The organism is Streptomyces sp. NPDC039430 (genome assembly GCF_055639435.1).
Genome location: NZ_JBVKAK010000009.1, coordinates 50,732 through 71,987, shown reverse-complemented (window position 1 = coordinate 71,987; position 21,256 = coordinate 50,732). Strand labels below are relative to the sequence as shown.

At 69.7% G+C, this 21,256-nt stretch carries 36 protein-coding genes; all 36 read left to right on the top strand.

The window, feature by feature from the left end:
• Positions 1-188: 188 nt before the first annotated feature.
• Entirely contained in the window at positions 189-464 is a 276-nt protein-coding gene (locus ACZ7LS_RS22750) for an XRE family transcriptional regulator (RefSeq protein ID WP_385137373.1), read from the top strand.
• Positions 461-757 (top strand): DNA-binding protein, encoded by a 297-nt coding sequence (locus ACZ7LS_RS22745; protein WP_385137371.1) that lies wholly within the window; start codon positions 461-463, stop codon positions 755-757. The genes ACZ7LS_RS22750 and ACZ7LS_RS22745 overlap by 4 nt, the downstream gene beginning before the upstream one ends.
• On the top strand, positions 754-912 hold the full coding sequence (locus ACZ7LS_RS22740; RefSeq protein WP_385137370.1) for a hypothetical protein: 159 nt from the start codon (positions 754-756) through the stop codon (positions 910-912). Before ACZ7LS_RS22745 ends, ACZ7LS_RS22740 begins: the two co-directional genes overlap by 4 nt.
• A complete protein-coding gene (locus ACZ7LS_RS22735; protein ID WP_385137368.1) occupies positions 909-1,184 on the top strand; it encodes a hypothetical protein in 276 nt (91 codons plus the stop codon). Before ACZ7LS_RS22740 ends, ACZ7LS_RS22735 begins: the two co-directional genes overlap by 4 nt.
• Positions 1,181-3,835: a bifunctional DNA primase/polymerase gene (locus ACZ7LS_RS22730; RefSeq protein ID WP_385137367.1), complete on the top strand. Its 2,655-nt coding sequence runs from the start codon at positions 1,181-1,183 to the stop codon at positions 3,833-3,835. Before ACZ7LS_RS22735 ends, ACZ7LS_RS22730 begins: the two co-directional genes overlap by 4 nt.
• Before the next feature lie 363 nt (positions 3,836-4,198).
• Positions 4,199-5,812: a DEAD/DEAH box helicase gene (locus tag ACZ7LS_RS22725; RefSeq protein WP_385137365.1), complete on the top strand. Its 1,614-nt coding sequence runs from the start codon at positions 4,199-4,201 to the stop codon at positions 5,810-5,812.
• 58 nt (positions 5,813-5,870) lie between these two features.
• The gene (locus ACZ7LS_RS22720; RefSeq protein ID WP_385137363.1) at positions 5,871-6,257 is read left to right on the top strand and encodes a hypothetical protein; all 387 of its coding nucleotides are present in this window, start codon (positions 5,871-5,873) and stop codon (positions 6,255-6,257) included.
• Complete coding sequence (locus ACZ7LS_RS22715) at positions 6,254-6,529, top strand: hypothetical protein (protein ID WP_385137361.1); 276 nt, start codon at positions 6,254-6,256, stop codon at positions 6,527-6,529. Before ACZ7LS_RS22720 ends, ACZ7LS_RS22715 begins: the two co-directional genes overlap by 4 nt.
• On the top strand, positions 6,526-6,912 hold the full coding sequence (locus ACZ7LS_RS22710) for a hypothetical protein (protein WP_385137359.1): 387 nt from the start codon (positions 6,526-6,528) through the stop codon (positions 6,910-6,912). Before ACZ7LS_RS22715 ends, ACZ7LS_RS22710 begins: the two co-directional genes overlap by 4 nt.
• Entirely contained in the window at positions 6,909-7,607 is a 699-nt protein-coding gene (locus tag ACZ7LS_RS22705) for a hypothetical protein (RefSeq protein ID WP_385137357.1), read from the top strand. Before ACZ7LS_RS22710 ends, ACZ7LS_RS22705 begins: the two co-directional genes overlap by 4 nt.
• A 201-nt stretch (positions 7,608-7,808) precedes the next feature.
• Positions 7,809-7,979, top strand: coding sequence for a hypothetical protein (locus tag ACZ7LS_RS22700; RefSeq protein ID WP_385137356.1), 171 nt, complete (start codon positions 7,809-7,811; stop codon positions 7,977-7,979).
• Positions 7,980-8,082: 103 nt separating this feature from the next.
• A complete protein-coding gene (locus ACZ7LS_RS22695) occupies positions 8,083-8,247 on the top strand; it encodes a hypothetical protein (protein WP_385137355.1) in 165 nt (54 codons plus the stop codon).
• Positions 8,244-8,525, top strand: a complete 282-nt coding sequence (locus tag ACZ7LS_RS22690; RefSeq protein WP_385137353.1) for a hypothetical protein — start codon at positions 8,244-8,246, stop codon at positions 8,523-8,525. The genes ACZ7LS_RS22695 and ACZ7LS_RS22690 overlap by 4 nt, the downstream gene beginning before the upstream one ends.
• Positions 8,522-8,797, top strand: a complete 276-nt coding sequence (locus ACZ7LS_RS22685) for a hypothetical protein (protein ID WP_385137352.1) — start codon at positions 8,522-8,524, stop codon at positions 8,795-8,797. The genes ACZ7LS_RS22690 and ACZ7LS_RS22685 overlap by 4 nt, the downstream gene beginning before the upstream one ends.
• Positions 8,791-9,093: a DUF6197 family protein gene (locus ACZ7LS_RS22680; RefSeq protein WP_385137350.1), complete on the top strand. Its 303-nt coding sequence runs from the start codon at positions 8,791-8,793 to the stop codon at positions 9,091-9,093. The genes ACZ7LS_RS22685 and ACZ7LS_RS22680 overlap by 7 nt, the downstream gene beginning before the upstream one ends.
• Positions 9,090-9,431, top strand: a complete 342-nt coding sequence (locus ACZ7LS_RS22675; protein ID WP_385137348.1) for a hypothetical protein — start codon at positions 9,090-9,092, stop codon at positions 9,429-9,431. The genes ACZ7LS_RS22680 and ACZ7LS_RS22675 overlap by 4 nt, the downstream gene beginning before the upstream one ends.
• A 182-nt stretch (positions 9,432-9,613) precedes the next feature.
• Positions 9,614-9,769: a hypothetical protein gene (locus ACZ7LS_RS22670; RefSeq protein ID WP_385137347.1), complete on the top strand. Its 156-nt coding sequence runs from the start codon at positions 9,614-9,616 to the stop codon at positions 9,767-9,769.
• A gap of 12 nt (positions 9,770-9,781) precedes the next feature.
• A complete protein-coding gene (locus ACZ7LS_RS22665; RefSeq protein WP_385137345.1) occupies positions 9,782-10,081 on the top strand; it encodes a hypothetical protein in 300 nt (99 codons plus the stop codon).
• A gap of 2 nt (positions 10,082-10,083) precedes the next feature.
• Positions 10,084-10,749: a hypothetical protein gene (locus ACZ7LS_RS22660; RefSeq protein WP_385341757.1), complete on the top strand. Its 666-nt coding sequence runs from the start codon at positions 10,084-10,086 to the stop codon at positions 10,747-10,749.
• Positions 10,750-10,898: 149 nt separating this feature from the next.
• Positions 10,899-11,078, top strand: a complete 180-nt coding sequence (locus ACZ7LS_RS22655; protein WP_385137225.1) for a hypothetical protein — start codon at positions 10,899-10,901, stop codon at positions 11,076-11,078.
• 36 nt (positions 11,079-11,114) lie between these two features.
• Complete coding sequence (locus tag ACZ7LS_RS22650) at positions 11,115-11,567, top strand: hypothetical protein (RefSeq protein ID WP_385137223.1); 453 nt, start codon at positions 11,115-11,117, stop codon at positions 11,565-11,567.
• A gap of 130 nt (positions 11,568-11,697) precedes the next feature.
• Positions 11,698-11,949, top strand: coding sequence for a helix-turn-helix domain-containing protein (locus ACZ7LS_RS22645; RefSeq protein ID WP_385137221.1), 252 nt, complete (start codon positions 11,698-11,700; stop codon positions 11,947-11,949).
• A 78-nt stretch (positions 11,950-12,027) separates the two neighbouring features.
• Positions 12,028-12,252: a hypothetical protein gene (locus ACZ7LS_RS22640; RefSeq protein ID WP_385137219.1), complete on the top strand. Its 225-nt coding sequence runs from the start codon at positions 12,028-12,030 to the stop codon at positions 12,250-12,252.
• A gap of 36 nt (positions 12,253-12,288) precedes the next feature.
• On the top strand, positions 12,289-12,681 hold the full coding sequence (locus ACZ7LS_RS22635; RefSeq protein WP_385137218.1) for an HNH endonuclease: 393 nt from the start codon (positions 12,289-12,291) through the stop codon (positions 12,679-12,681).
• Between the two features lie 29 nt (positions 12,682-12,710).
• Positions 12,711-12,914, top strand: a complete 204-nt coding sequence (locus ACZ7LS_RS22630) for a hypothetical protein (protein WP_385137216.1) — start codon at positions 12,711-12,713, stop codon at positions 12,912-12,914.
• Between the two features lie 91 nt (positions 12,915-13,005).
• Positions 13,006-13,461 (top strand): phage terminase small subunit P27 family, encoded by a 456-nt coding sequence (locus ACZ7LS_RS22625; protein WP_385137214.1) that lies wholly within the window; start codon positions 13,006-13,008, stop codon positions 13,459-13,461.
• The gene (locus ACZ7LS_RS22620) at positions 13,430-15,190 is read left to right on the top strand and encodes a terminase large subunit (protein WP_385137212.1); all 1,761 of its coding nucleotides are present in this window, start codon (positions 13,430-13,432) and stop codon (positions 15,188-15,190) included. Before ACZ7LS_RS22625 ends, ACZ7LS_RS22620 begins: the two co-directional genes overlap by 32 nt.
• A gap of 12 nt (positions 15,191-15,202) precedes the next feature.
• Complete coding sequence (locus ACZ7LS_RS22615) at positions 15,203-16,543, top strand: phage portal protein (protein ID WP_385137210.1); 1,341 nt, start codon at positions 15,203-15,205, stop codon at positions 16,541-16,543.
• Positions 16,540-17,238 (top strand): hypothetical protein, encoded by a 699-nt coding sequence (locus ACZ7LS_RS22610; protein WP_385137208.1) that lies wholly within the window; start codon positions 16,540-16,542, stop codon positions 17,236-17,238. Before ACZ7LS_RS22615 ends, ACZ7LS_RS22610 begins: the two co-directional genes overlap by 4 nt.
• Positions 17,239-17,240: 2 nt before the next feature.
• The gene (locus ACZ7LS_RS22605) at positions 17,241-18,065 is read left to right on the top strand and encodes an HK97 family phage prohead protease (protein ID WP_385137207.1); all 825 of its coding nucleotides are present in this window, start codon (positions 17,241-17,243) and stop codon (positions 18,063-18,065) included.
• Positions 18,062-19,333 carry a phage major capsid protein gene (locus ACZ7LS_RS22600; RefSeq protein ID WP_385137205.1) on the top strand — a complete coding sequence of 424 codons (1,272 nt, stop codon included), beginning with the start codon at positions 18,062-18,064 and terminating at the stop codon, positions 19,331-19,333. Before ACZ7LS_RS22605 ends, ACZ7LS_RS22600 begins: the two co-directional genes overlap by 4 nt.
• 10 nt (positions 19,334-19,343) lie before the next feature.
• On the top strand, positions 19,344-19,676 hold the full coding sequence (locus ACZ7LS_RS22595; RefSeq protein ID WP_385137203.1) for a hypothetical protein: 333 nt from the start codon (positions 19,344-19,346) through the stop codon (positions 19,674-19,676).
• A complete protein-coding gene (locus ACZ7LS_RS22590) occupies positions 19,663-20,208 on the top strand; it encodes a mobile element protein (protein ID WP_385137201.1) in 546 nt (181 codons plus the stop codon). Before ACZ7LS_RS22595 ends, ACZ7LS_RS22590 begins: the two co-directional genes overlap by 14 nt.
• A complete protein-coding gene (locus tag ACZ7LS_RS22585; RefSeq protein WP_385137199.1) occupies positions 20,208-20,546 on the top strand; it encodes a hypothetical protein in 339 nt (112 codons plus the stop codon). Before ACZ7LS_RS22590 ends, ACZ7LS_RS22585 begins: the two co-directional genes overlap by 1 nt.
• On the top strand, positions 20,546-20,851 hold the full coding sequence (locus ACZ7LS_RS22580; protein ID WP_385137198.1) for a hypothetical protein: 306 nt from the start codon (positions 20,546-20,548) through the stop codon (positions 20,849-20,851). The genes ACZ7LS_RS22585 and ACZ7LS_RS22580 overlap by 1 nt, the downstream gene beginning before the upstream one ends.
• Positions 20,851-21,240 carry a hypothetical protein gene (locus tag ACZ7LS_RS22575; RefSeq protein WP_385137227.1) on the top strand — a complete coding sequence of 130 codons (390 nt, stop codon included), beginning with the start codon at positions 20,851-20,853 and terminating at the stop codon, positions 21,238-21,240. Before ACZ7LS_RS22580 ends, ACZ7LS_RS22575 begins: the two co-directional genes overlap by 1 nt.
• Positions 21,241-21,256: the final 16 nt, after the last annotated feature.

Here is a 21,256-nt window from a genome sequence, read left to right as displayed (position 1 = left end):
CCCTTAGTTCATCCGCATCGCCAGATTGTCTATGCGGATGAATGCGAAGCGCCACCCGGGGGTCGTCATCTGGCCGGAGAGGCGCCCTTGTGCGGCTGAATACCCGTCAGCTTGTGCAAGTAGTTAGACAAAGGGTCGCCCCCGTGGCAGGGTTCTGTATATCGACTTATACAGCCGCGAGGTGGAAAGTGCCCGAACCCATGTACCGCCTGGCCGATCGCGATGTTCTGCGCTCCCTCATGAAGCGCACGGGCGACGGCCGACCCGTCAGTATCCGCGGCCTGGCCGAGGCCGCCGGAGTACACCACAGCACCATCGGCCACCTCCTGACCGGCGTGCAGGACACCGCGCCGGAGAGCGTGGCTCTGGCCGTATCGGAACGTATCGGCGTGGACCTCCCGGTCCTCTGGATCCGGGACGGACGCACCCTCCGCAGCCTCCAGCGGCAGGCGGCGTCCGTATGACGCCCGCACTCAGTATCGCCGAGATCCTCGACCAGCCCGCGCTGGTCCCGCTCTGGCCCACCGTCGGCAAGGCCCTGGCACAAGCCGAGTCGACCACTTACCTGCTTGCCGCGCGAGGAGAACTGCCCTTCGAGGTGGTGCGCCTTGGCCGACGCCGCTACGTGCGGCACGTCGACCTCTTGGCCTTCCTCCACCTGCCCGCCAACAGCGATGCCGCCGCGGTTGCCCCCGCGACGGCATCGAACGAGCACGTCAACGAAACAGCCGCGAAGCAGATCGGAACACGCTCATGACCAGTCTGGCAGAGGCCGCAGGGGCGCGGAGGGCGTTTCCCGGTCAGCCCGGCCCGGCCATCATCGGCGCGGAGATCGCCGCCCAACTGCTCTCCTCCGTCCCCCGCCTGCGGGCGCTCCGCAACCACCTCGCCGACACCGAGGCGCGCCCGTGACCCAGACGCACCACACCGCGGCGGCGGCCGGGGGCACCATCCCCAGCCGCCCGGGTCGCGCCGACGGCCGCCGCGTGGTCACCGCAGCCCTAACCGTCGACTTCGGACTCAACCCGGATGGCACCCGCATCCGGCCGCCGCGCGCCAAGTACGAGTGCGCGCTCTGCCAGCAGCGTGACGGCCCGGTGCACGGCGACCAGGCCGTCACGGAGTTCGCCGCCGCCATCCGCACCGAACACCCCGCCCGATGCAGCGCCAGGAGCAGCGCGTGACCGACGCACAGACCCCCAACCTCCGGGCTTCCGCTCGCGAGATGTACGACGCTGGCCTGTGCGTCCTGCCCATCAAGGCCGATGGCAGCAAGGCGCCCGCTCTGCGGAGCTGGAGCCCGTACAAGGTGACCCGCTCCACGCCGGAGGAGCACGACGCTTGGTTCCCTGCTGGGAAACCGGCTGGTATCGCCGTGGCCTACGGTGCGGTGTCCGGCGGGATCGAGCTGATCGAGTTCGAGGGAACCGCTATCGCTGACGGCCTCCTCGATGAGGTCACCGACATCATGCAGGCCTCCGGGCTCGGCGAGGAGTGGCGGGCAGTTCTCACCGGCTGGGCCAGTGAGTCACCGTCCGGTGGCCGGCACTTCCGCGTTCGCATCGACGGTTCTCCCGTCCGGGGCAACACGAAACTGGCCTCCCGCCTCGCCCGCCCGGAGGAGTACACCCCGGAGGAGACGCAGCGCCTGGCCGAGAAGCCGACCAGCCGCATCATCCGCGTCCAGATCGAGACGCGCGGCGAGGGCGGTTACGGGCTGGTCGAGCCGAGCTGCGGCACCGTGCACGCGACCGGCCGCCCATACCTCCGGATGGAGGGCGGCCCCGCCACGATCCCCACGATCAGCCACGACCGCATGGATGCCATCCACGAGGTATGCCGGATGGTCGACGCCCTCCCCAAACCGGAGGTCCCGAAGGCGGCCCCCCGCCAGATGCCGCCGCTGCCAGACGGCGGCCTGCGCCCCGGTGAGGACTTCGAGGCCCGCGCGGACTGGCAGGAGATCCTCATCGGGACCTTCCGTCCCGTCATCACACGCGGCAGCACCACGTACTGGGGGTGGGCCGACGGGCAGGGCGGTGTGAAGGCCACCACCGGCCGGGGCGACGCCGACCGGCTGTACGTCTTCACCACCAGCTCGGAGTTCACGGCCGAGACGCCGTACACCAAGTTCGGCGCCTACGCGCAGCTGCACCATGGCGGCAACCACAAGGCCGCGGCGGCCGAGCTGCGCCGCCGCGGTTACGGCTCTGAGCCGACCCGCCGGCGCCTGTCCTCCGTGCCCGCGCAGCACTTCGCCGACGGGTCGTCCGCGCTCGACCCCGCCCATGCCCCGGACCCGCGGGCGGAAGGAGGGTTCGAGGGCGGCCCGCAGCTGCGTTCTGTCCCCTCCCGCCCCGAGCTGGACATCACCAACGAGGCGGACGCCATCGACGGCATCTTGCAGCTCATGGCCGAGGGGCGTCTTCCCGACCTCTACAAGCGCTCCGGCGGCCCGTGCTGGGTCTACCGCGACGACAACGACGACCCGGTGGTCCAGCAGCTCGGCACGGACAACTTGCGCGCGTACCTCGCCGACCACGTCAGCAGCTACAGCGTGAAGAGGAATCCGCAGACCGAAGAGGTGATCGAGGAACGCGAGCTGCTCATGCCCAAGAGCTGCTCGACGCTCCTCGGCCGGAAAGACTGGCCGCTTCCGGTCCTCCGTGGCGTCGTCACCTCGCCGGTAATCCGGCCGGACGGCAGCCTGCTGGAGTCCCCAGGGTACGACCGTCCGACCGGCCTCTATCTGGAGCCCCGGGTACCGCTGCGGCGACTCCAGCCCCAGGTCACCCGGGAGAGCCTGGACCGGGCGAAGGACATCGTGCTCGGACAGGTCCTGGCCGACTTCCCATGGGTCGCCGCCAGCGACCGAGCCAACTTCCTGGGCGCGCTGCTCACACCCATCGTGCGCGCATACTTCCACGGGCCTACGCAGATGGTGGTCATCACCGCGACTGCGGCAGGGAGCGGCAAGACCCTGCTGAAGGACATCTTCAAGTACTGCTATGGCACGGCGGACACAGCGTGGCCCGAGAACGACACCGAACTCAGGAAGTCGATCACGACTCAGCTGTACGGCACCGGCTCGCCCGTCGTCGTCTTCGACAACCTGCCGAACGGCTTCGTGCTGAAGACACCGATCCTGTCCGCCTTGCTCACCGGCGAGCACTGGGGCGACCGCATCCTCGGGTCCACCGGCAAGGTCACCATGCGCAACGACCGGCTGTGGCTCGTCACCGGCAACGCCCTGCGAACCGGCGGCGACAACGGGCGCCGCGTCCTCTGGGTCAAGCTCGATCCGGACTGCCCCGACCCCGACCAGCGCGACGACTTCCGTATCGGCGACCTCCGGCCCTGGCTGCGCGCCAACGCGTCCACTCTGGTCGCTGCGCTCGTCACCCTCGTCCGGGCCTGGCTCGCGGCCGGAGCCCCAACCACCCGCGTCCGCAAAGGCGACTACAGCGAATGGGCCTCCATGATGGCCGGCCTCCTCGGCTTCCTCGGAGTCGACGGCTGGATGGCTGACGGCGCCGATGCGCGGAACCAGGACGACGAACAGCAGGAGTGGGCCAACTTCCTGGAGATGTGGCGGGAGACCTACGGTGCCGAACCCGTCCAGACCGGTGCCGTAATCAAGGGCCTGCCCAACCACGTGCCGCGGAAGGGTGATGACCCGCCGAGTTCCAACCAGCTGGGCATCTGGCTGAAGGCGAGGGCGGGCCGCTACTTCGGCACTCACAAAGTCGTCATGGTCGTGGACAGCCACAAGAAGCAGAACCTGTGGCGGGTCGACGTCCACGGTGACCGCGGCACCGGGCGGCACGAGTCGTGACCGGGGGCCGTCCTGCGGGGACTGCGGGGACCTTGCGGGGACCTGTGCGGGGACTACCGCAGGTCCCCGCACAGGACCCGACCTGCGGAGATGCGGGGAGGCGGGGAGTTGCGGGGACCAGCCTCGCTCTCCCACACATCGCGCGCGTTTCGCGTGCATCGCGCATCACATGTGCCGCACGGCGCCGCACGACAGGTCTTCAGCTCTCCGGCATCAAGGGATTTCTCAGCTCCCCGCAACTCCCCGCGTCCCCGCAAAACAGCTGATCAACGCCACACCAGAAGCGCGCGGGAGTCCCCGCAGGACCCCCGCAAGGTCCCCGCACTCCCCGCAAACAGCCAGCAACCCGAATCGAGGTGCCCCATGAACGCCCCCTTCACCCCTCGTCCGTACCAGCGCGACGCCATCACGGCGCTGCGCGACGGTTGGAAGATCGAACAGAATCGGCTCGCCGTCGTCCTGCCGACCGGTGCCGGTAAGACCGTCGTCTTCGCCAACCTGATCAAGGGCATGCGCGAGCAGCTCGGCCGCAAGCGCGCCCTTGTCATCGCTCACCGTGAAGAGCTGATCGAACAGGCCGCCGCGAAGATCCGCGCCGTGTGCCCCGGGCTCCGCGTTGGCATCGTCAAGGCCGAGCGCGACCACCACCGCTGGGTCGACGTAGTGGTGGCTTCCGTCCAGACCCTGGCCGTGAAGCGTCGCCGCGAGGCCATCACAGAGATCGGTCTGATCGTGGTGGACGAGTGCCACCACGCCGCCGCCCGGACCTACATGGAGGTCCTGGAGCACTTCGGCGCCTGGTGCGGCGTGCCCACCGCCGGGTTCACCGCGACCATGACGCGTACGGACGGCGGTCTGGCCGAGGTCTGGCAGGACGTCGTCTTCCGCCTCGACATCCTCGACATGATCAGCGATGGCTACCTCTGCGACGTTCGGGGCAAGGCGATCACGGTCGACGCCCTCGACCTGAACAAGGTCCGCACTCGTGGCGGCGACCTGGTCGACGGGCAGCTCGGTAAGGCGCTGGAGGACTCCGGAGCGCTGGACGCGATCGCCAAGGCGTACGTCGACCACGCCGCGGACCGGCCGGGCGTCGTGTTCACGCCGACCGTGGCGACCGCCCAGGGCGCCGCCGCCTCGCTGCGGGCCGCGGGCATCACCGCGGCGCCGGTGTGGGGTGACATGGGCCGCGACGAACGCCGGGCGACGCTCGCGCGGTACGAGGCCGGCGACGTCCAGGTGCTCACCAACTGCATGGTGCTCACCGAGGGGTTCGACGCGCCGCACACGTCGTGCGTCGTTGTAGCCCGCCCGACCAAGAACCCTGGCCTGTACGTGCAGATGGTCGGCCGTGGACTCCGGCCGGCGCCCGGGAAGCGTGACGCGCTGCTCCTGGACGTGATGGGCGCCGCATCCCGCCACAAGCTCGCCTCGATGGTCGACCTGACCGCGCGGGAGATCGGGCAGGCCGAGGAAGGCCGCTCGCTCCGGGAAGTCGCCGAGGACCACGCGGCCACCGAGCAGCGCCGTGCACTGGCGGCCCGGATCCAGACCGAGGAGATCAACCTGTTCGGGGGCAGCGCGATCCGCTGGCTGCGCACGGAGGGCGGGATCTGGTTCATCCGGGTGACGTCGGCGCAGTTCCTGTTCCTGGTCCGGGACCCCGGGACTCGGCTGTACCGCACGCGCCGGTGGACGGAATCCCACGGGGTGCACGCGCCGCGCGAGGACGTGGCCCGGCCTCTGCCGGAGGCGCTGGCGTGGCTGGAGCAGCAGGCCAAGGTGCTCGCGCCGCGCGCGTTTGTGAGCCGTCAAGCCCGGTGGCGCTCCGGCCAGCCGTCCCCCAAGCAGCTCGGTCTCTGCCGACGGCTCGGCCTCGCGGTGCCGCGCGGCAGCACAGCTGGCGAAGTCGCCGACCTCATCGACCAGGCGCGCGTTGGCGGCGTCCTGGGCCAGCTCGTCTCTGCCGCTGCGTAGCGGTCCGGGCCTGTCGCTATCAGGCCCGGACCTCCACCCATCACACCACGGAGATCCCATGACACCTCACGCCGCAGCCTGGATCCGCGCGAACGTATGGCCCCCGATCTGGCTCCGCAACTACCAGCACATCCCCGGCACGCTCACGGATTGCGCCTGCCAGAAACCGCCGTCTGTGGAGTGTCAGCGCGACGCCCACAGCGCGTGCCGCCACGACGGCCACTTGATCAACGAGACCGTCATCCAGACCAACACCCAGCGCGCTGCCACGTTCCGCGAGCCGTATGACCATCCGTCCCCGGTGCGCTCCGGGCCCAACGTGCTCGCGTGGGTGTGGCCGGCCGTTCGTCAGTGCCGTCAGATCTGTACCTGCTCGTGTCACAGCGGCCACGAGCCCGAGCAGACAGAACCGATCCAACTCGACCTCTTCGGCATGGTCTCGTGATCGCGCTGAACGCTGGTCTTGCGGTGGCGGTGCTGCTCCTGGGCACGGCCGTCGCCGTTATGGCGCTCCTCCTGCGGGAGGGGCGCTACGCCCGGCGGGCCGAGGCTTCTGCGGCCGAGCGCGCCGCGCGGCCGGCCCCGCTCTCCGAACCGTTCACGTTCTGGTCCGAGCCCTGGGCGTCCTGGTGCCGCGAACGCGGATTCCTCACCCGCGGGGCCTGGCACAACCGCCCCTGCGACCTATACGACCCCAGCAAGGAGCCGAGCCGATGACCGACATCAGGTACACCGCGGACAGCATCACCGACGACGCCTTGGACTCGCTGTACGCCCTGGCGGACCAGCTCCGCCGCGACTGCCAGTCCTACGCCGATCTGGCCAGTGGAGCCGAGCGCACCCGCCAGTTCCACAAGGAGGACGCCGACCGGTACGAGGACGAGCTACGAAGCCAACTGACGAGTGCCGAAGAAGGCATTACCGCAGCCATTCGCCAGCGCAAGCAGGCCGAGGAGCGTGCCACACGGGCCGAGGCCGCCATCGAGCGGGCCAAGAAGCTCGCTACCCGGTGGGTGGTGCTCCGGGCCTACGGCAGCGCCGCCACCGAATTGCGCGCCGCCCTTGCCTCGGCTGCGGAGGAGCAGGGAGAAGACCAGTGAACGCCTGCCAGCTCTGTGTCCGCCCCTTGGAGGACGGCTACCTGTGCCTCGGCTGCACCAAGTCGACGAGGGTTCGGCTGGAGTGCTTGCCGGACCTGTATGAGGGCCTGGCCGCGTTCCTCGCCCCGATGGGCGGCAGCCCCCAGGTACGCGGCTCCCGCCCCGTGTTCGCTCCACTGCCCGTGTCGGAAGACGTCCTCGATTTGCGCGGCCCCGGCGGTCTCGCGGGCGTCGCAGAGCGATGGGTGGCCATCATCCGCGAGCAGCGCGGCATGCGTCTGCCGAACCCTGCGGGCAGCGTGGGGGGCCGCCTGAAGACGGCGGTCTCCGAGTTGCTCGGGCATTTGCCGTGGGTGGCCGTGTCCTGGTCGGACGCCGGGATGTTCGCTGCGGACATCCGTGAGGTGACCCGGTCGGTGGCCTCGATCCTCGCACCACCAGCCCCGATCGACCGAGGTACCCGCATAGGGACCTGCCCGGCCGAGGTCGAGAATGGGGAGATCTGCGGCGCGGTACTGCGGCTGTACGCGAGCGCCAAGGTTGTGACGTGCGAGTGGTGCTCGACCGCGTACCCGCCGGCCATGTGGCCAGGGCTGAAGGTGCTGATGGACACCGATACGAAGGCGGCTACGACTATGGGGCAGGCGGACGTTGCGGCAGCTCTGCCCCAGGCCGCCGCAGGTACCACGCGATGAACGCCCGGATCGTCTCGGCGCGGTTCCGTTCGCCGACCGCTCCGCCGAGGTCGCTCCAGTCGTCGTCTGGAACCCGGACGACGCGGTTGGTGGTGTGCGAGTCCTTCGCGCGGCTGACCATAAGCCCAGGCTAGGGGGTGCATATGCATACGTCGAGCGGATCGCTTGCCGTGCATATGCATACCCTGCTACGGTGTGCATATGCACAAAGACGCCGGGGGATCTCCCGGCCCCAATCGGACCACTGACCGCCGCGTTATCGGCGGCATCACCCTCTACCCCGGGCAGATCGTGAAGCTTGGCGCCTTCGCCAAGGCACACGGCCTAAGCCGCGCCGCCGCGATCCGGAAGCTCATCGACCTCCACGCCTGACAACTGAATGCGGCCCCAAGCCGGTGTCCTACCACCAGCGAGGGGCCTGACCGAAGCCCGGCAAGCCGGGCGTACACCTTGAGGTACCAAGGAGTCGGCTGTCATGGATCTTTCCATGCCTGCGCGCACCAGCGCGCCCCCACCCAGCACCGACCGGCGCATCGTCGCCGTCGGCACCATCACCCGCCGCAGCGGACGCACGACCACGGTGCGCGCCACCGAGGCCGGCGTCACCGGCACCATCGCCCCGACCGGTGGTGCCCGGTGACCGAGACCCACACCCAGCCCAGCGGCGACGCCCGCGAGATCCTCCTCAACATCGCAGGCCGCCTCGCGTCCGTCCGCCCCACGCACGTCTTCGATGACGCACGGCGCATGGCGATGATCCTCACCGCCGCCACCGCGAAGCACGGCTACATGTCCACGGCCGCCGACGAGCTGGAGGCCGAAGTTCTCCGCTTCGCGCCGGCCATCGAGCGAGGCCGTGAGGTAACCCGCGGGGAGTACTCCCTGCTGCTCCGCAAGGCCGCCGGGGGTGCCCAGTGAGCGACCTCCCCGAGCCCGTCGCCGAACTGCTCGCCGCGATCGCCGACAGCCTCAACCTTCCGCTCCCGGTCCTCAGCGACGCCGATGAGCGGGCTCACGCAGTGCTGCTGCGCGCCCGGTCCGTCCGCGTCCGCGACGCCGCCCTGCTGATCCTCGAAGACGGCCACCCCATCGACCGGGCCGCCCAGTGGATCCGCGAGGAAGCCGCAGCCCGGCCCGCCACCTACACCCCGTGGAAGCGGCCCGAGGACGGGAAGGCGACACCGTGCTGACGCTGTCCGTCACCCGCTCCCGAATCGCCGCCGTCCTCGACCAGGCCGCCACTCTCCTCGCCGCCGAAGGCTGGCACCCCCACCTCAATCCGGTCATCTCCGCCATCGACCGGGCGGCCGGTTACACCATCCCCGGCATCGACCCGGCCGCCGAGGAGACCACCCTTCGGGCGTGGGACGCGCTGGTCGTCTACCTCGGTGAGCGGCTCGTCGTGCCGTGGGAGGACGAGCCGGAGCGCACGCAGGCTGACGTCCTCGCCGCGCTCCGAGGCGCCGCACGGGAGGTGGCCTGGTGAGCACGCCGCCACTGCCCGGCAAGGGCCTGTCCGTCAAGGTTGACCAAGAACTGTATGACGACCTGATGGTCATGATGAGCGCCGGTATGACCAGCAGCGACACCGGTATGACCGGGACGGCCGCTGGTATGACCGCGTCGACCGCGGTGAAGCACGCGGTATCACTCATCGCCGGTACCTACCGAAACGCCTGGGCCGCGGGGGTCTACCCGCCGGGTGTCGAGCCGCAGGTGATCGCCTGTCAGGTCGCCCCGTATGACCCCGCCACCGGCGGTCATACCGGCCACGACCAGCACGGTCACACCACCCCGCCCCCGCCCGCCGCCCCCGGCACCTGACCGTCATACCGCCCGCGCCGCACGGTATGACGCCACAGCGCGGGCGGTATGACCCGGACCACCCCACGGAGTACCACCATGCTCGCCCACGTCCTCGGCTGGGCCCTGACCGCCTACCTGGTCATACTCCCCATCCCGCTCCTCACCCCGCCGGTCATACGCCAGTCACACCCGGAGCGCCCGTGATCACCTACCACGCGCTCGGCTACTACGGCCTCCCCGCGCTCCTCGCCGCCGCGCTCCTCCTGCGCGTCCTGCCCCGCGACTCGCACGCCCGACGGCTGCTCGCCCGCGCCGCGCTCCTCCTCGTCGCCGCCCTCGTCGGCCTCTCCTACTAAGGACCCGCCACCGTGAAGACCAGCCTCATCGCCGCCATCGACACCGCCGGCGCCCACACCATGGCCGCACAGCCCGCCGCCATCGGCACGGGCGGGTCCGTGCCCATCTCCGTGCTCCTGATCATCGTGCTCGGCCTGTGGGCCTGGAACATGCACAAGCACGGCAAGGACACCAAGAAGCTCCACCTCCTGCCCGGCTTCGTCTGCCTCGGCCTCGGCCTGTCCCTCTCCGGCACCACGATCGGCACCACCATCGGGACGCTCTTCGGCAGCGTCGGCCAGATGCTCTCCACCCTCATCGGCAACGCCTGACCATGACCACGACCGACCCCGAGGCCGACACCCTCGAACTGCCGCCCGTCCCCACCTGGGGAGCCGGGCGGCCCCGGGTCGCCGCACAGCGCATCCATCCCCGACGGCTTGGCCGAGGCCACCTCGCCCTGTACGCGCGCCTCCGCGCCTGGACCATCGCCGAGAACCACCCCGCCCGCGGTAAGACCGTCGCCGCGCGCTCCAGCGGCCTGGCCTTCGGCGCGCTCATGGTCTGGCGTACCGCGAACGAGGAGCCCCGGCTCCTGGCCGTCGCCGCTAGCGCCTACGCCGTCCAGGCGTGGCGCGCCGGCCGACCCGTACCGCCCACCCCGCCCGTACCGCCCACCGAGGATGAGCTGAAACGCCGCGTGCTCCTCGGAGTCCAGCACCTCACCGGGGATCGGCCCGCCATCTTCCTCCGCGACGTGTACAACGCACTCCAGACCCGCCCCGTCGCCGCACACCTTGACGACGCCCGACTCCGCGCCGTCCTCATCCACTGCGGCATCACCATCCACAAGAGCGTCCGTATCGGCGACCAGACCGGCCGCAGCGGCATCAAAGCCGCCGACATCGCAGCCCTCCTCTCCCCCAACCCTGCCCAGACCCCCGAATCAGACGTAGACGCAGGTCACGCCCCCACAGAAGGGGCTGTAGAGCCCGCGTAGACCGCCCGTAGAGCGGGCCGTAGACCACCCGGAGAGCCCCGTGCGACCCCCCATCCATGCCCTCATCACCCTCGCCGCCGAGCTGACGTACTGCGCCCGCTGCGGCTGGTGGTACCCGCCCCACACCCACTGACCAACAGGAGCCCCACGTGGCCGCCGAAGAGCCCATGGACTACACCACCGACCCGCCCACCCCCATCACCCCCGAATACGCGAAGGAAGTGATCACTGAGCTGTCCCAGAAAGCACAGAAGGCGGAACTCGAAGGCGACCAGATCCTCGCCAACTTCATCCACGACGGCATCAACGACTGGATGGAACACCTGTAACCGCGCAGCACCCCCTAAGAAGGAGACGATGACCAGATGACCGAAACATTTGGACCCGACTACGTACCCGCCAGCAACGGGCCATGCCCCAACTGCCCCTGCTGCTCGGCAGCGCTCTGCGAACACAGTCAGGAAGTCGGCTGGGGCTGCGAGCACCACGCGGAGGACGACGAGCAGCGCCAGGCGTTGAAGACGTGCCCGTGCTCCGCGTACTACGAAGGGCCCGTCACCCTGACCGAGTCCGGCGGAGAGACGATGACGCTCACCGTGTTCATCCACGCCGCACCCCGGGACGACCACAGTCGGATGTGGGCCGGCATCACGACGACCCTGCCGGGCGAGGAACTGCCGGTGCTCGCCGAACCGTTCACCCAGCCATGCACGCTCACCTGGCCCGGCGGCCAGACCGCCACCGTGACGCTGGCGCAAGAAGACGAGGCGCTGGCGTTCAACGGCGCTGGCCCGGCGCCCTGGTGGCCGCCGAGGTAGCCCCGCTGTCAGTGGCCAGCCGTAGCGTGGAACCACTACCCGCGTCTTCTGGCTGCTGACGTTGCTTAGCGCCCGGCCCCGTCGCGAACACCGCGGCGGGGTCTCCGCGCGCGTAGGCGACCATGGAGCCATGTACGTACCGCCCGACCACCTCACCGCCCAACAGACCGCCAACGCCCTCGGCATCGGCCTCGGCGGCGTCCGCCAGCTCGTCCGCCGCGGCCGACTCAAGAAGGCTGGCGGCACCGAGCGGCACCCGTACTACGCCAGCGCCGACATCACGGCCCTCATCGCTCAACGCCGTCCCATCCAACGTCCCTTGACGCGCAGGTCAGAGCCGTGTAACGATCTCCGTGCAGAGCTATGCCGCGAAGCCGCATAGCCCACACACCACCGAAGGCCCCGAACGCACCAAGCGTCGGGGCCTTCGTCATGCCCGGCTCACCCCAGGGGAGACACCATGGCCACCACCTCGCAGAAGCTGCTCGCCTACCACCGCGAACTCACGGCCGGCGGCCTGTGCCCCGACCTCGTCAATGACTTGGTCAAGGACGCTGCCCAGACCATCGTCATGAACGACGGCCTGGCGGTCGCTCCCACCGTGGGCACCCCGCCCCTCTCCGGGGAGAGCTTCACGGACCAGTACGCCAACCCCTCCCTCGTGGGCACCACCCCAGGGCCCTGACACCCACCCCACCCCCTCACCACCAGGGGCCCGCCCATGCCCACCAGGCCACCCACACGCTGTGCCGAGACCGGATGCGCCACGCTCGTACCCAAGGGCCGCTGCGAGGAACACCAGCGCATCCCATGGGCAGGCAGGGACGACAAGGCAGCGCGGTACGGCATCAGCTCAGGCACATGGCGCACGCTCAAGCGGCGCGTGACCATCCGTGACAACGGCTGCTGCTACCGATGCGGCATCGACCAGGACGAGGTCACGGCCGACGATCCCGACGCGCGCAGCCACGTCCTTGACCACATCACGCCGATCTTCGAGGGCGGTTCGGTCACCGACCTGGACAATCTCGGGCTCCTCTGCGAGCCCTGCGACACGGTCAAGAGCAAATCCGAGGCCCGCAGAGCCAATCAGGCCCGGGAACGGACCCGCTGAGCCCCAAAACGAGCCCCCAGGAGCCCAAAATGCCCGCTCAGATGACTCATCTGGTCCACGTGACGACGCTCATCCCCGACGCGGAGCCCATCGTGACCGTCATCGGAACGGCCACCACGCCCGCCAAGGGCCGCGTGTTCGGCCTGGCCGACGCCTACGAGACGCTCGGCGAGCTGCTGGTGGCCTCCGGCCGGCACTGCTTGGAGCAGGGCTCCCTCCCCTCCCAGGGGTAGGGGAGTTCAGATTTCCAGCAAGATTTTCTGGGGACCCGGCGCCGTCAGCTTTCCGCGTGCGTGAACAGAAAACGCAAGGGGGGGTCTTGACATGGGGCGGACCGCTGAACCGGCCAAGCTGCGTCTGCTGAAGGGACGTTCGGAGGGCAAGGACTCCGCCGGGCGCGAGGTGAGCATGGGGCCGGCCTTCAAGCGGCTCCCGCCCGAGGCCCCGGGCTGGCTGTCGGACGAAGCGCGGGCCGAGTGGGACCGCGTCCTTCCCGGCCTGGCCCGTCTGGAGCTGCTCAAACCGGAGGACCGCGCGGCGCTGGCCGCGTACTGCGAATCGTGGGCCCAGTTCCGCGAGGCCACCGAGACGCTCCAGCAGGACGGGCTGACGATCGAGGCCGCACAGGGCACCCTGCCGCATCCGGCGGTGGGCATCGCGCGGGCTGCCGGGCGGGAAGTGCGCGCGTGGGCGGCCCACTTCGGGCTCACTCCCTCCACGGAGCAGGCCCTTGCGAGGGGGTCGGAGAATGAGCCGGACCCCGACAACCCATTCGGGTAAGCAGGTTCCTGCCGCGTACCTGGATGCGGAGCTGCTGGAGCGGCTCAAGCTGTCGCCCGAGGTGGCGTGGTATCTGGTCGCGCGCGGTATCCCGCTGCCCGACTGTTCTCCGCTGATCAAGACCCCTGAGCCCCGGGAGGTCCCGGGCGCCCTGTTCGACGCCGCCCGGGTCGACCGGGTGATGAACGCGTTCCAGCAGCTCCGGCACACCCAGGGAGAGCTTGCCGGACGGCCGCTCAAGCCTGACCCGTGGCAGGTTGCCTACATCCTGGCGCCCATCTTCGGCTGGGTCGTCTGGGACGACGACGCCGACATGTACGTGCGGATCATCCGCGAGGTCTATGTAGACGTCCCGCGCAAGAACGGGAAGACCACGCTGGCCGGCGGGATCGCGCTGTACATGATGGCCGCGGACAAGGAGCCCGGCGCGCAGGTCATCACGGCGGCCACCACGAAGGAACAGGCCGGGCTGCTGTTCAAGCCGGTCAAGGCGATCGTGGAGAAGTCGCCGGCGCTGAAGCGGGTGATGCAGCCGCTCGCCGGGGTGATCCTGCACCCGAAGAGCGATTCGTACTTCAAGCCGGTGTCCTCGCTGGCTGGCGCGCAGCACGGCCTCAACCTCCACGCGGGGATCGTGGACGAGCTGCACGAGCACAAGTCACCCGAGCTGGTGGAGACGATCGAGACCGGCACGGGTTCAAGGCGCCAGCCGCTGATCTTCATCATCACGACGGCGGACGCGGGCAAGAAGGAGTCGGTCTACTCCCGTAAGCGCGAGCGGATCGAGCAGTTGGCGCGCGGCGCCTACATGGCCCCGGCGGTCTACGGGGTCGTGTTCGCCGCTGAGAAGGACGACGACCCGCACGCCGAGTCGACGTGGCGCAAGGCCAATCCGGGGTACGGGGTGTCGCCGACGCGGGCGGCCCTGGCGGTCGCGAGCGACAAGGCCAAGCAGTCGCCGGCGGAACTCGCCCAGTTCCTGCGTCTGCATCTGGGGATCCGTACCAAGCAGGTCACGAAGTTTTTGACGCTGGAGTCGTGGGAGGCGAACGGCGCGCTCATCGATGAGGCGAAGCTGAAGGGCCGCGAGGCATACGGCGGCCTGGACCTCGCCAGCGTCTCGGACCTCAACGCGCTCGCGTGGCTGTTCCCGGACGACCGTGACGGAAGCCTCGACCTGGTCATCCGTTTGTGGACGCCCGAGGACAACATCAAGTCGCTGGACCGGCGCACGGCCGGGAACGCCAGCGTGTGGGTGCGCGAGGGCTGGCTCACGACGACCCCGGGCAACGTCACCGACTACACGGTGATCGGCAAGCAGATCCGTAAGGACCTGGACGTCTTCGACGTGAAGGCGCTGGGCTACGACCGGTGGGGAGCTACTCCGCTCACCAACGATCTGGAGGGCGAGCGGGCGCCCATGGTCGGTGTCGGGCAGGGCTACAAGACGATGTCGCCCGCGCTGAAGGCGGTTCAACGGCTGCTGCTGCGCGGCCAGCAGACAGGGCACCGTCAGATGCTGCGGCACGACGGGAATCCCGTCATGGCATGGATGGTCGACAACCTCGCCGTGGCCCAGGACGCCGCGGGCAACGTCAAGCCGGACAAGGCGTCCGCCGGGGACAAGATCGACGGCGTTTCGGCGCTGTGTGACGCGATGTCCGAGGTCCTGGCCCGCCCGCCGAAGAAGGTCAGCGCCTACGAGGATTCCGATTTCGAAGTGATCTGAAGGGGGTGCGGCATGCCCTGGTGGCGTCGCAGTAAGGGGGCCTCCGGTCAGGTCATCGACCAGTCCGGCGCCCTCGTGCCCGTCAAGTCCGAGGCGTTCGATGACTTGGCAGAGCTGGGCCGGTACGTCACGCAGCACGGCATCCGGGTGGTCGATCCGGGCGTCCCGCTGTCCAACTACGCGGGCACGGCCGCCGCGCTGAACGTGTGGGAGACCCAGCCGTCGGTGCGGAAGGTGACGGACTACATCGCCCGCGCGCTGTGCACGATCCCGTGGCACGTCTACGAGCGTGTCTCGGACACGGACCGGCGCAGGGTGACCGATCATCCGCTGGCGCTGCTGCTGGGCTCTCCGGCCCCGCACGTCCCGCCGGCACGGCTGTGGCATTCCGTCATCCTGGACTGGCTCATCCATGACCGGTGGTGCGTTCAGGTCCTGCCCAGTGCGGACACGGCCTCGGGCTGGGAGCTGCGCCGGAAGCCCGCGCGGCGATTTCACATCCTGGCCGATGACGACGACCAGCCACGGGCCCTGTACCTGATCTCATCGCGGGGGCCGGCCGAGACCGTCGCCCTGCCCGCGCCGTATCTGTTCGACCACGGGTACGCGACGATCGGCGCGGACGGGACCTCCCCGATGGAGACGATGCGGCAGATCCTCGCCGAGCAGTCCGAGGCGGTGGCCTGGCGGCGCTCGGTGTGGAGGAACGGGGCGCGCGTACCGGTGGTGATCGAGCGCCCGGTTGATGCCCCGGGCTGGTCGGACACGGCGAGGAAGCGGTTCATCGCCGCGTTCAACGCGTTCGTCGGGCGGGGCGCATCGGCCGGCGGGACGCCGCTCCTGGAAGACGGCATGAAGCTGGTGCCGGTGAAGGCGTTCAACCCGGTGGAGACGCGGGATATCGAGGGCCGCAAGCTCACCGACGCCGAGGTGGCGTCCAGCTACCACATCCCGCCCGAGCTGGTCGGCGCGCGCGAGGGCACCTTCTCCAACGTGGACGCCTTCCGGCAGATGCTCTACACGCACAGCGTCGGGCCGGACATCACCATGTTGCAGGACGTCCTGAACACCATGCTCGTGCCGCTGATCGCCCCCGGCTCGAACCTGTACGTCGAAGCGAACGTCGAAGCGAAGCTGCGTGGCTCGTTCACCGAGCAGGCGACGCTGTTGCAGACGGCTGTTGGCGCCCCGTACATGCTGCGCTCCGAGGCGCGCGCGGTGCAGAACCTGCCGCACGTGGAGGGTACGGATGAGCTGATCACGCCACTGAACGTCGTGGTGGGCGGTCTCGCCTCGCCGACGGACACGGCGCCGCCGCCGTCGCTCCCAAAAGGTCAGGGCCGCCCGGCGTGAAGGCGCTGGAGCGGCCGGATGATCTGGAGACGTACGCGGTGGAGCGGGACGCCTACACGGCCGCGCTCACCGACTGGGCGCAGCGCCAGGCCGATGGCCTGCTGTCCGCCGCCGACGCGAAAGCAGACGGGCCGCCCGACTTCTACGAGCTGTGGGCCGCGTCCAGCCCGGAGCGCCAGGACCAGCTGGCCGCGCTGATGCTGGCGTACGGGTTCCGGCTCGCGCAGATCGGCGCGTGGGACGTGCTCAGCCTGTGGAACCCGGCCGCCGAGAACTGGGATCCGGCCGTGATGGAAGCCTGGCTCTCTGCTGCCGCGCGGTCGCATGCCGAGGAGTACGAACAGGCCGCCTACACCGCGGCGACGGCGGCCGTGGCGGATGAGGGCGACTGGCGCGACAACCTCCGCACAGGGATGGACCACTGGGTCACCGCAGCGGCGGTGCGGGCGGTGACCTCGGCGACCGAGGCCCGCTCGTTCGGCTCGCACGATGCGGCCGGCGCTTCCGGGCTGACCCACAAGGTCTGGAAGACCGGAGGCAAGAATCCCCGTGCCTCCCATGTGCGTATGGACGGCGAGTCGGTGGAGCTGGGCGGTGTGTTCTCCAACCGTCTGCGCTGGCCCGGGGACTCGCGCGGGGACGCTGACGAAACCGCGAACTGCCATTGCGATCTGGCCTACACGAGGGAGGGCTGACCGTGCCCCGGACCAAGGAATGCACAGCGAAGATCAAGGCCGCAGGCACGGCCGACGGGTTGGCCGACGGCCAGTTCCGGGCGCTGGTCTCGGTGTTCGGCAATGAGGACTCCATGGGCGACGTCATCGCCCCCGGAGCTTTCGCCCAGGTCCTCGCCGAGTGGAAAGCCACCGGTGACCCCATCCCGGTGGTCTGGGCCCACAAGTGGGGCGACCCTTTCGCGCATATCGGCTCGGTGGTCGAAGCCGCCGAGACGGCCGACGGGCTCGAAGTCCTCGCGCAGATCGAGGACATGGACACCAATCCCACTGCCAAGCATGTTCACGGGCTGCTGAAGGGCCGCCGGATCAAACAGTTCAGCTTCGCCTATGACGTGGGCGAGGGCGGCTGGGTCGAGACCGATGACACCGAGGCTCACCCGTGGGGCGGCTACTACGAGATCAAGCGGTTCTCCTCCCTGTATGAGGTAGGGCCGTGCCTGGTGGGCGCGAACCAGCAGACTGATTTGCTGGCGGCGAAGGCCGCGGACCTGGTCCAGGGCATGAAGGCCGGCCGGGTGCTCTCCCAGGCGAACTACGACGCGCTCACCGCTGCGCACACATCGATCGGCGACGTCCTGGCCGCCGCCGAGCCGCAGAAGACTTTCCGGCCGTTCGCCACGATGGCCACGGGCCGGACCACACCCGAGCAGGAGACCGGCCAGCAGCCGGACGAGAAGCCCGCCGCCGCCCCCGAGGCCGCCGCGAAGGCCCCTGGTCCTATGCCCGCCCAGGTAGCCGCATGGGTCACCACGCAGGAACTGATGACCATGAGGAGTACAGGATGACGCTGCGCGAGAAGCTGAAGGCGCTGCTGGACGAGGCCGCGGGCATCGTCGCGAAGGCGGCTGAGGAAGACGGCCGGGAGTTCACCGAGGACGAGGTGACCCGGATCAACGAGATCAAGGCCGCCTCCGATGAGCTGGCCGTGAAGGTGAGGGCGGCTGACGACGCGCAGGCCGCCGCCGCCGCGATGGCGGGCAAGGCCGCCACGACGCCGAAGCCCGGCCTTCAGGTGAAGGACCGGCAGGAGGACGGCGACGCCGCCACGTTCGGCGCCCGGTTCGTGAAGTCCGGTCTCTACGGGGAGTTCCGTAAGTCCAACCCGTCCGGGGTCGGGCAGGGCTCGCCGGTGGACATCGGCCGGGTGCGGGTCGGCACGATGAAGGAGTGGCTGGCCGGCCGGAAGGCGACCGCCGCGCCTCTCCAGGTCGCGCTGGGGCATGTGGAGCCCATCCGTATGCCGATGATCGACCAGGTCGACCGCGACAATCTGACGATCCTCGACCTCATCAGCCGCGGCGAGACCGCCGGAGCGTTCGAGTATCTCCAGGTCACCGGAGTCACCCGGAACGCGGCGGTCGTGCCGGACGAGATCCTGCCGGGTGACACGGTGGTCAAGCCGACATCGACCATCCAGACGCAGCTGGCGGACGCGAAGCCGTACACCTACGCGGACGGCTACGACGTCACCAACTCCCTGCTCTCGGACGCTCCGGCGCTGGCGACGTACATGGACGGCGAACTTGAGTACTCGCTGGACTGGGTGATCGAGGACAAGCTGCTGAACGGCACCGGCACTGGCGGCGAGCCGCGCGGCCTCCTGCACACCACCGGCGTGCAGGAACTGACCTACACGCCCGGGGCGGACGCGATGGCGCAGGTCAAGGCGATCCGCCAGGCCATCACAAAGATCACCACGCTGCCGGGCGGGAACGTCACCGCCGCGCTCATGTCCCCGGAGGACGACGAGGCGTGGGACCTGCTCCAGGACGCCACCAACCGGTTCATGGGACAGGGACCGTTCGGCCAGGGCCCCAACACCAGCTGGGGCCGGACACGGGCGCTCTCCCAGCGTCTCGCCCCGGGAACCGTCATCCTCGGCGACTGGCGACAGGTCGCACTCCTCGACCGGGAAGGGATCAGCGTGCTGGCGTTCAACCAGCACAAGGACTACGCCCAGCGCAACCTGGTCTACGTCCGCGCCGAGCTGCGCGCCGCACAGGTCGTTTGGAAGCCGAACCGGCTGATCGTCGTCAAGCCCGCGACCCCGTAAGGAGCGCAGCATGCCCGAACACAAGATGATCACCATTGACGGTGTGCGGGTGCGTCCCGAGGACGTAGCCGCCTACCGCGCGCGTACGGGAGCCGGCGCGGGCCCGCTCACCACCGCGCACGCGCAACAGCGGAAGATCCCGGAGACGGAGACGGATCCGTTCGATCCGGCCGGTCACGACCTGCTCGGCGTCATGGCGCACCTCGCCGAGGCGGACGAGGCGGAGACCGTCCGGGTCCTGGACGTGGAGGCCGCGTCCAGCAAGCCCCGTAAGGGTCTGGTCGACCGGCGTGATGATCTGATCGCCGAGGCCAGGAAGCGGGCGTCCGGTGGCGGCGGCTGAGCCGTACCTCGCCGACCCGGCCGAGCTGGCCGTGTTCCTCAAGATCCCGTCGACAGACGTGCGGCTGCTGGCCGCGCTGCGGGCCGCCACCCGGCGGTTCCGTGGCGCGGTCCGTCATCCCGTCTCGCTGGTCGAGAACGACACGGTCTTTCTCGACGGCTCGGGTCGGCCCGTGCTGCACCTGCCTGCCGCCCCGCTCGTGCAGCTGCGTCAGGTCCTGGTGGACGGCCAGGCGCTGACCGGGGTCAAGGCGAAGCGGCGGTCCGGCGTGCTGCTGCACCCGGGCCAATGCTGGCCGGACTGGGCGGAGATCACCGTCGTGTACGACCACGGGCATGATCCCGTGCCCGAGGAAGTCGCCGAGGCGGTCATCGACCAGGCCCGCGCGATCTACCGGCTGGATCCGGCGATCCAGCAGGTCACCACCGGCACCGAATCGGTGTCCTTCGCGGCGACGGCCGCCGTGGGGATCACCTCCCAGTGGTCCGCCGCTGTGGAGGCCCACCGCTTGAACCGGGGAGACGATGCCTGATGCTGCTCGACAACCCGCTGCGCAGACACACCGTGACCGTCATCGACCGGGTCTTGGTCGGCGAGGACGACCGCGGCCACGACGTCTACGAAGACGTCCGGCGCGACGTCGACCGCTGCAACATGCAGCCCGTCAGCAGCACGGAGGCCAACGACAATCGCACGCAGGTGATCACCCGCTGGCGTCTGGCCGGACCTCCTGACCTCGCCCTGACCGCCATTTCCCGCGTGGAGTTCCGGGGAGTGCTGTACGAGGTCGACGGCGACCCGGGCGCCTACGAGTCCTACGGCGGGATCCTCGACCACACCGAGTGTTTTCTGAAGGCGGTGACCGGCTGATGTCCGGTATCCGGTTCGAGTTCGACCCCGGGTGCCTGCCCGAGGTCATGCGCTCCGAGACCGTGCGCGGCGCGCTCAAGCAGGAGGCGGACCGTATCGCGCCGCTCGCTCGCGCGCTCGCCCGCTCCGAGATCAGCCCGGAGTTCGCGGCCTCGATCGCGGTCGTGGAAGAGATCCGCCCCAGGGGCCGGCCGACCGCCGCTGTGGTCGCCGACCGGCCCGACGCCGAGGCACACGAGCACGGCGACAGCACCCACACCCGGCGGCGAGTCCTGGGGCGTGCCGCTCATACCCGGGCCGAGTGATGTGGGCGGACATCGAGCTGACCGTGATGCTGTGGCTGCGCTCGCAGCTGCCCGGAGTCCGCGTCACAGACGAACTTCCGGACAAGGTGGAGACGCGGCTCCCGCTCATCTGGGTGCGGGTGGTGGGCGGAGGCGACGACCGCATCAGCGACACCGCCACCGTCGACGTCCAGGCGTTCGCCGCTGACCGGGCCGCCATGTGGCAGCTCGCCGAACGGGCGCGCGCCGCGATGCTCGCCGCAGGCGCCCAGTGGGTGCCCGGTGCCCGGGTGGTTATCGACACTGTCGACACCATCGAGCGACCGAACGAAGTGCCCTACGGCAACCCCGCGCTGCGACGGGCGGTCGCCAGCTATGCGCTCACCAGCCGCGCCCAGGCGTCCGCCTGACCCGCGCACACACCCG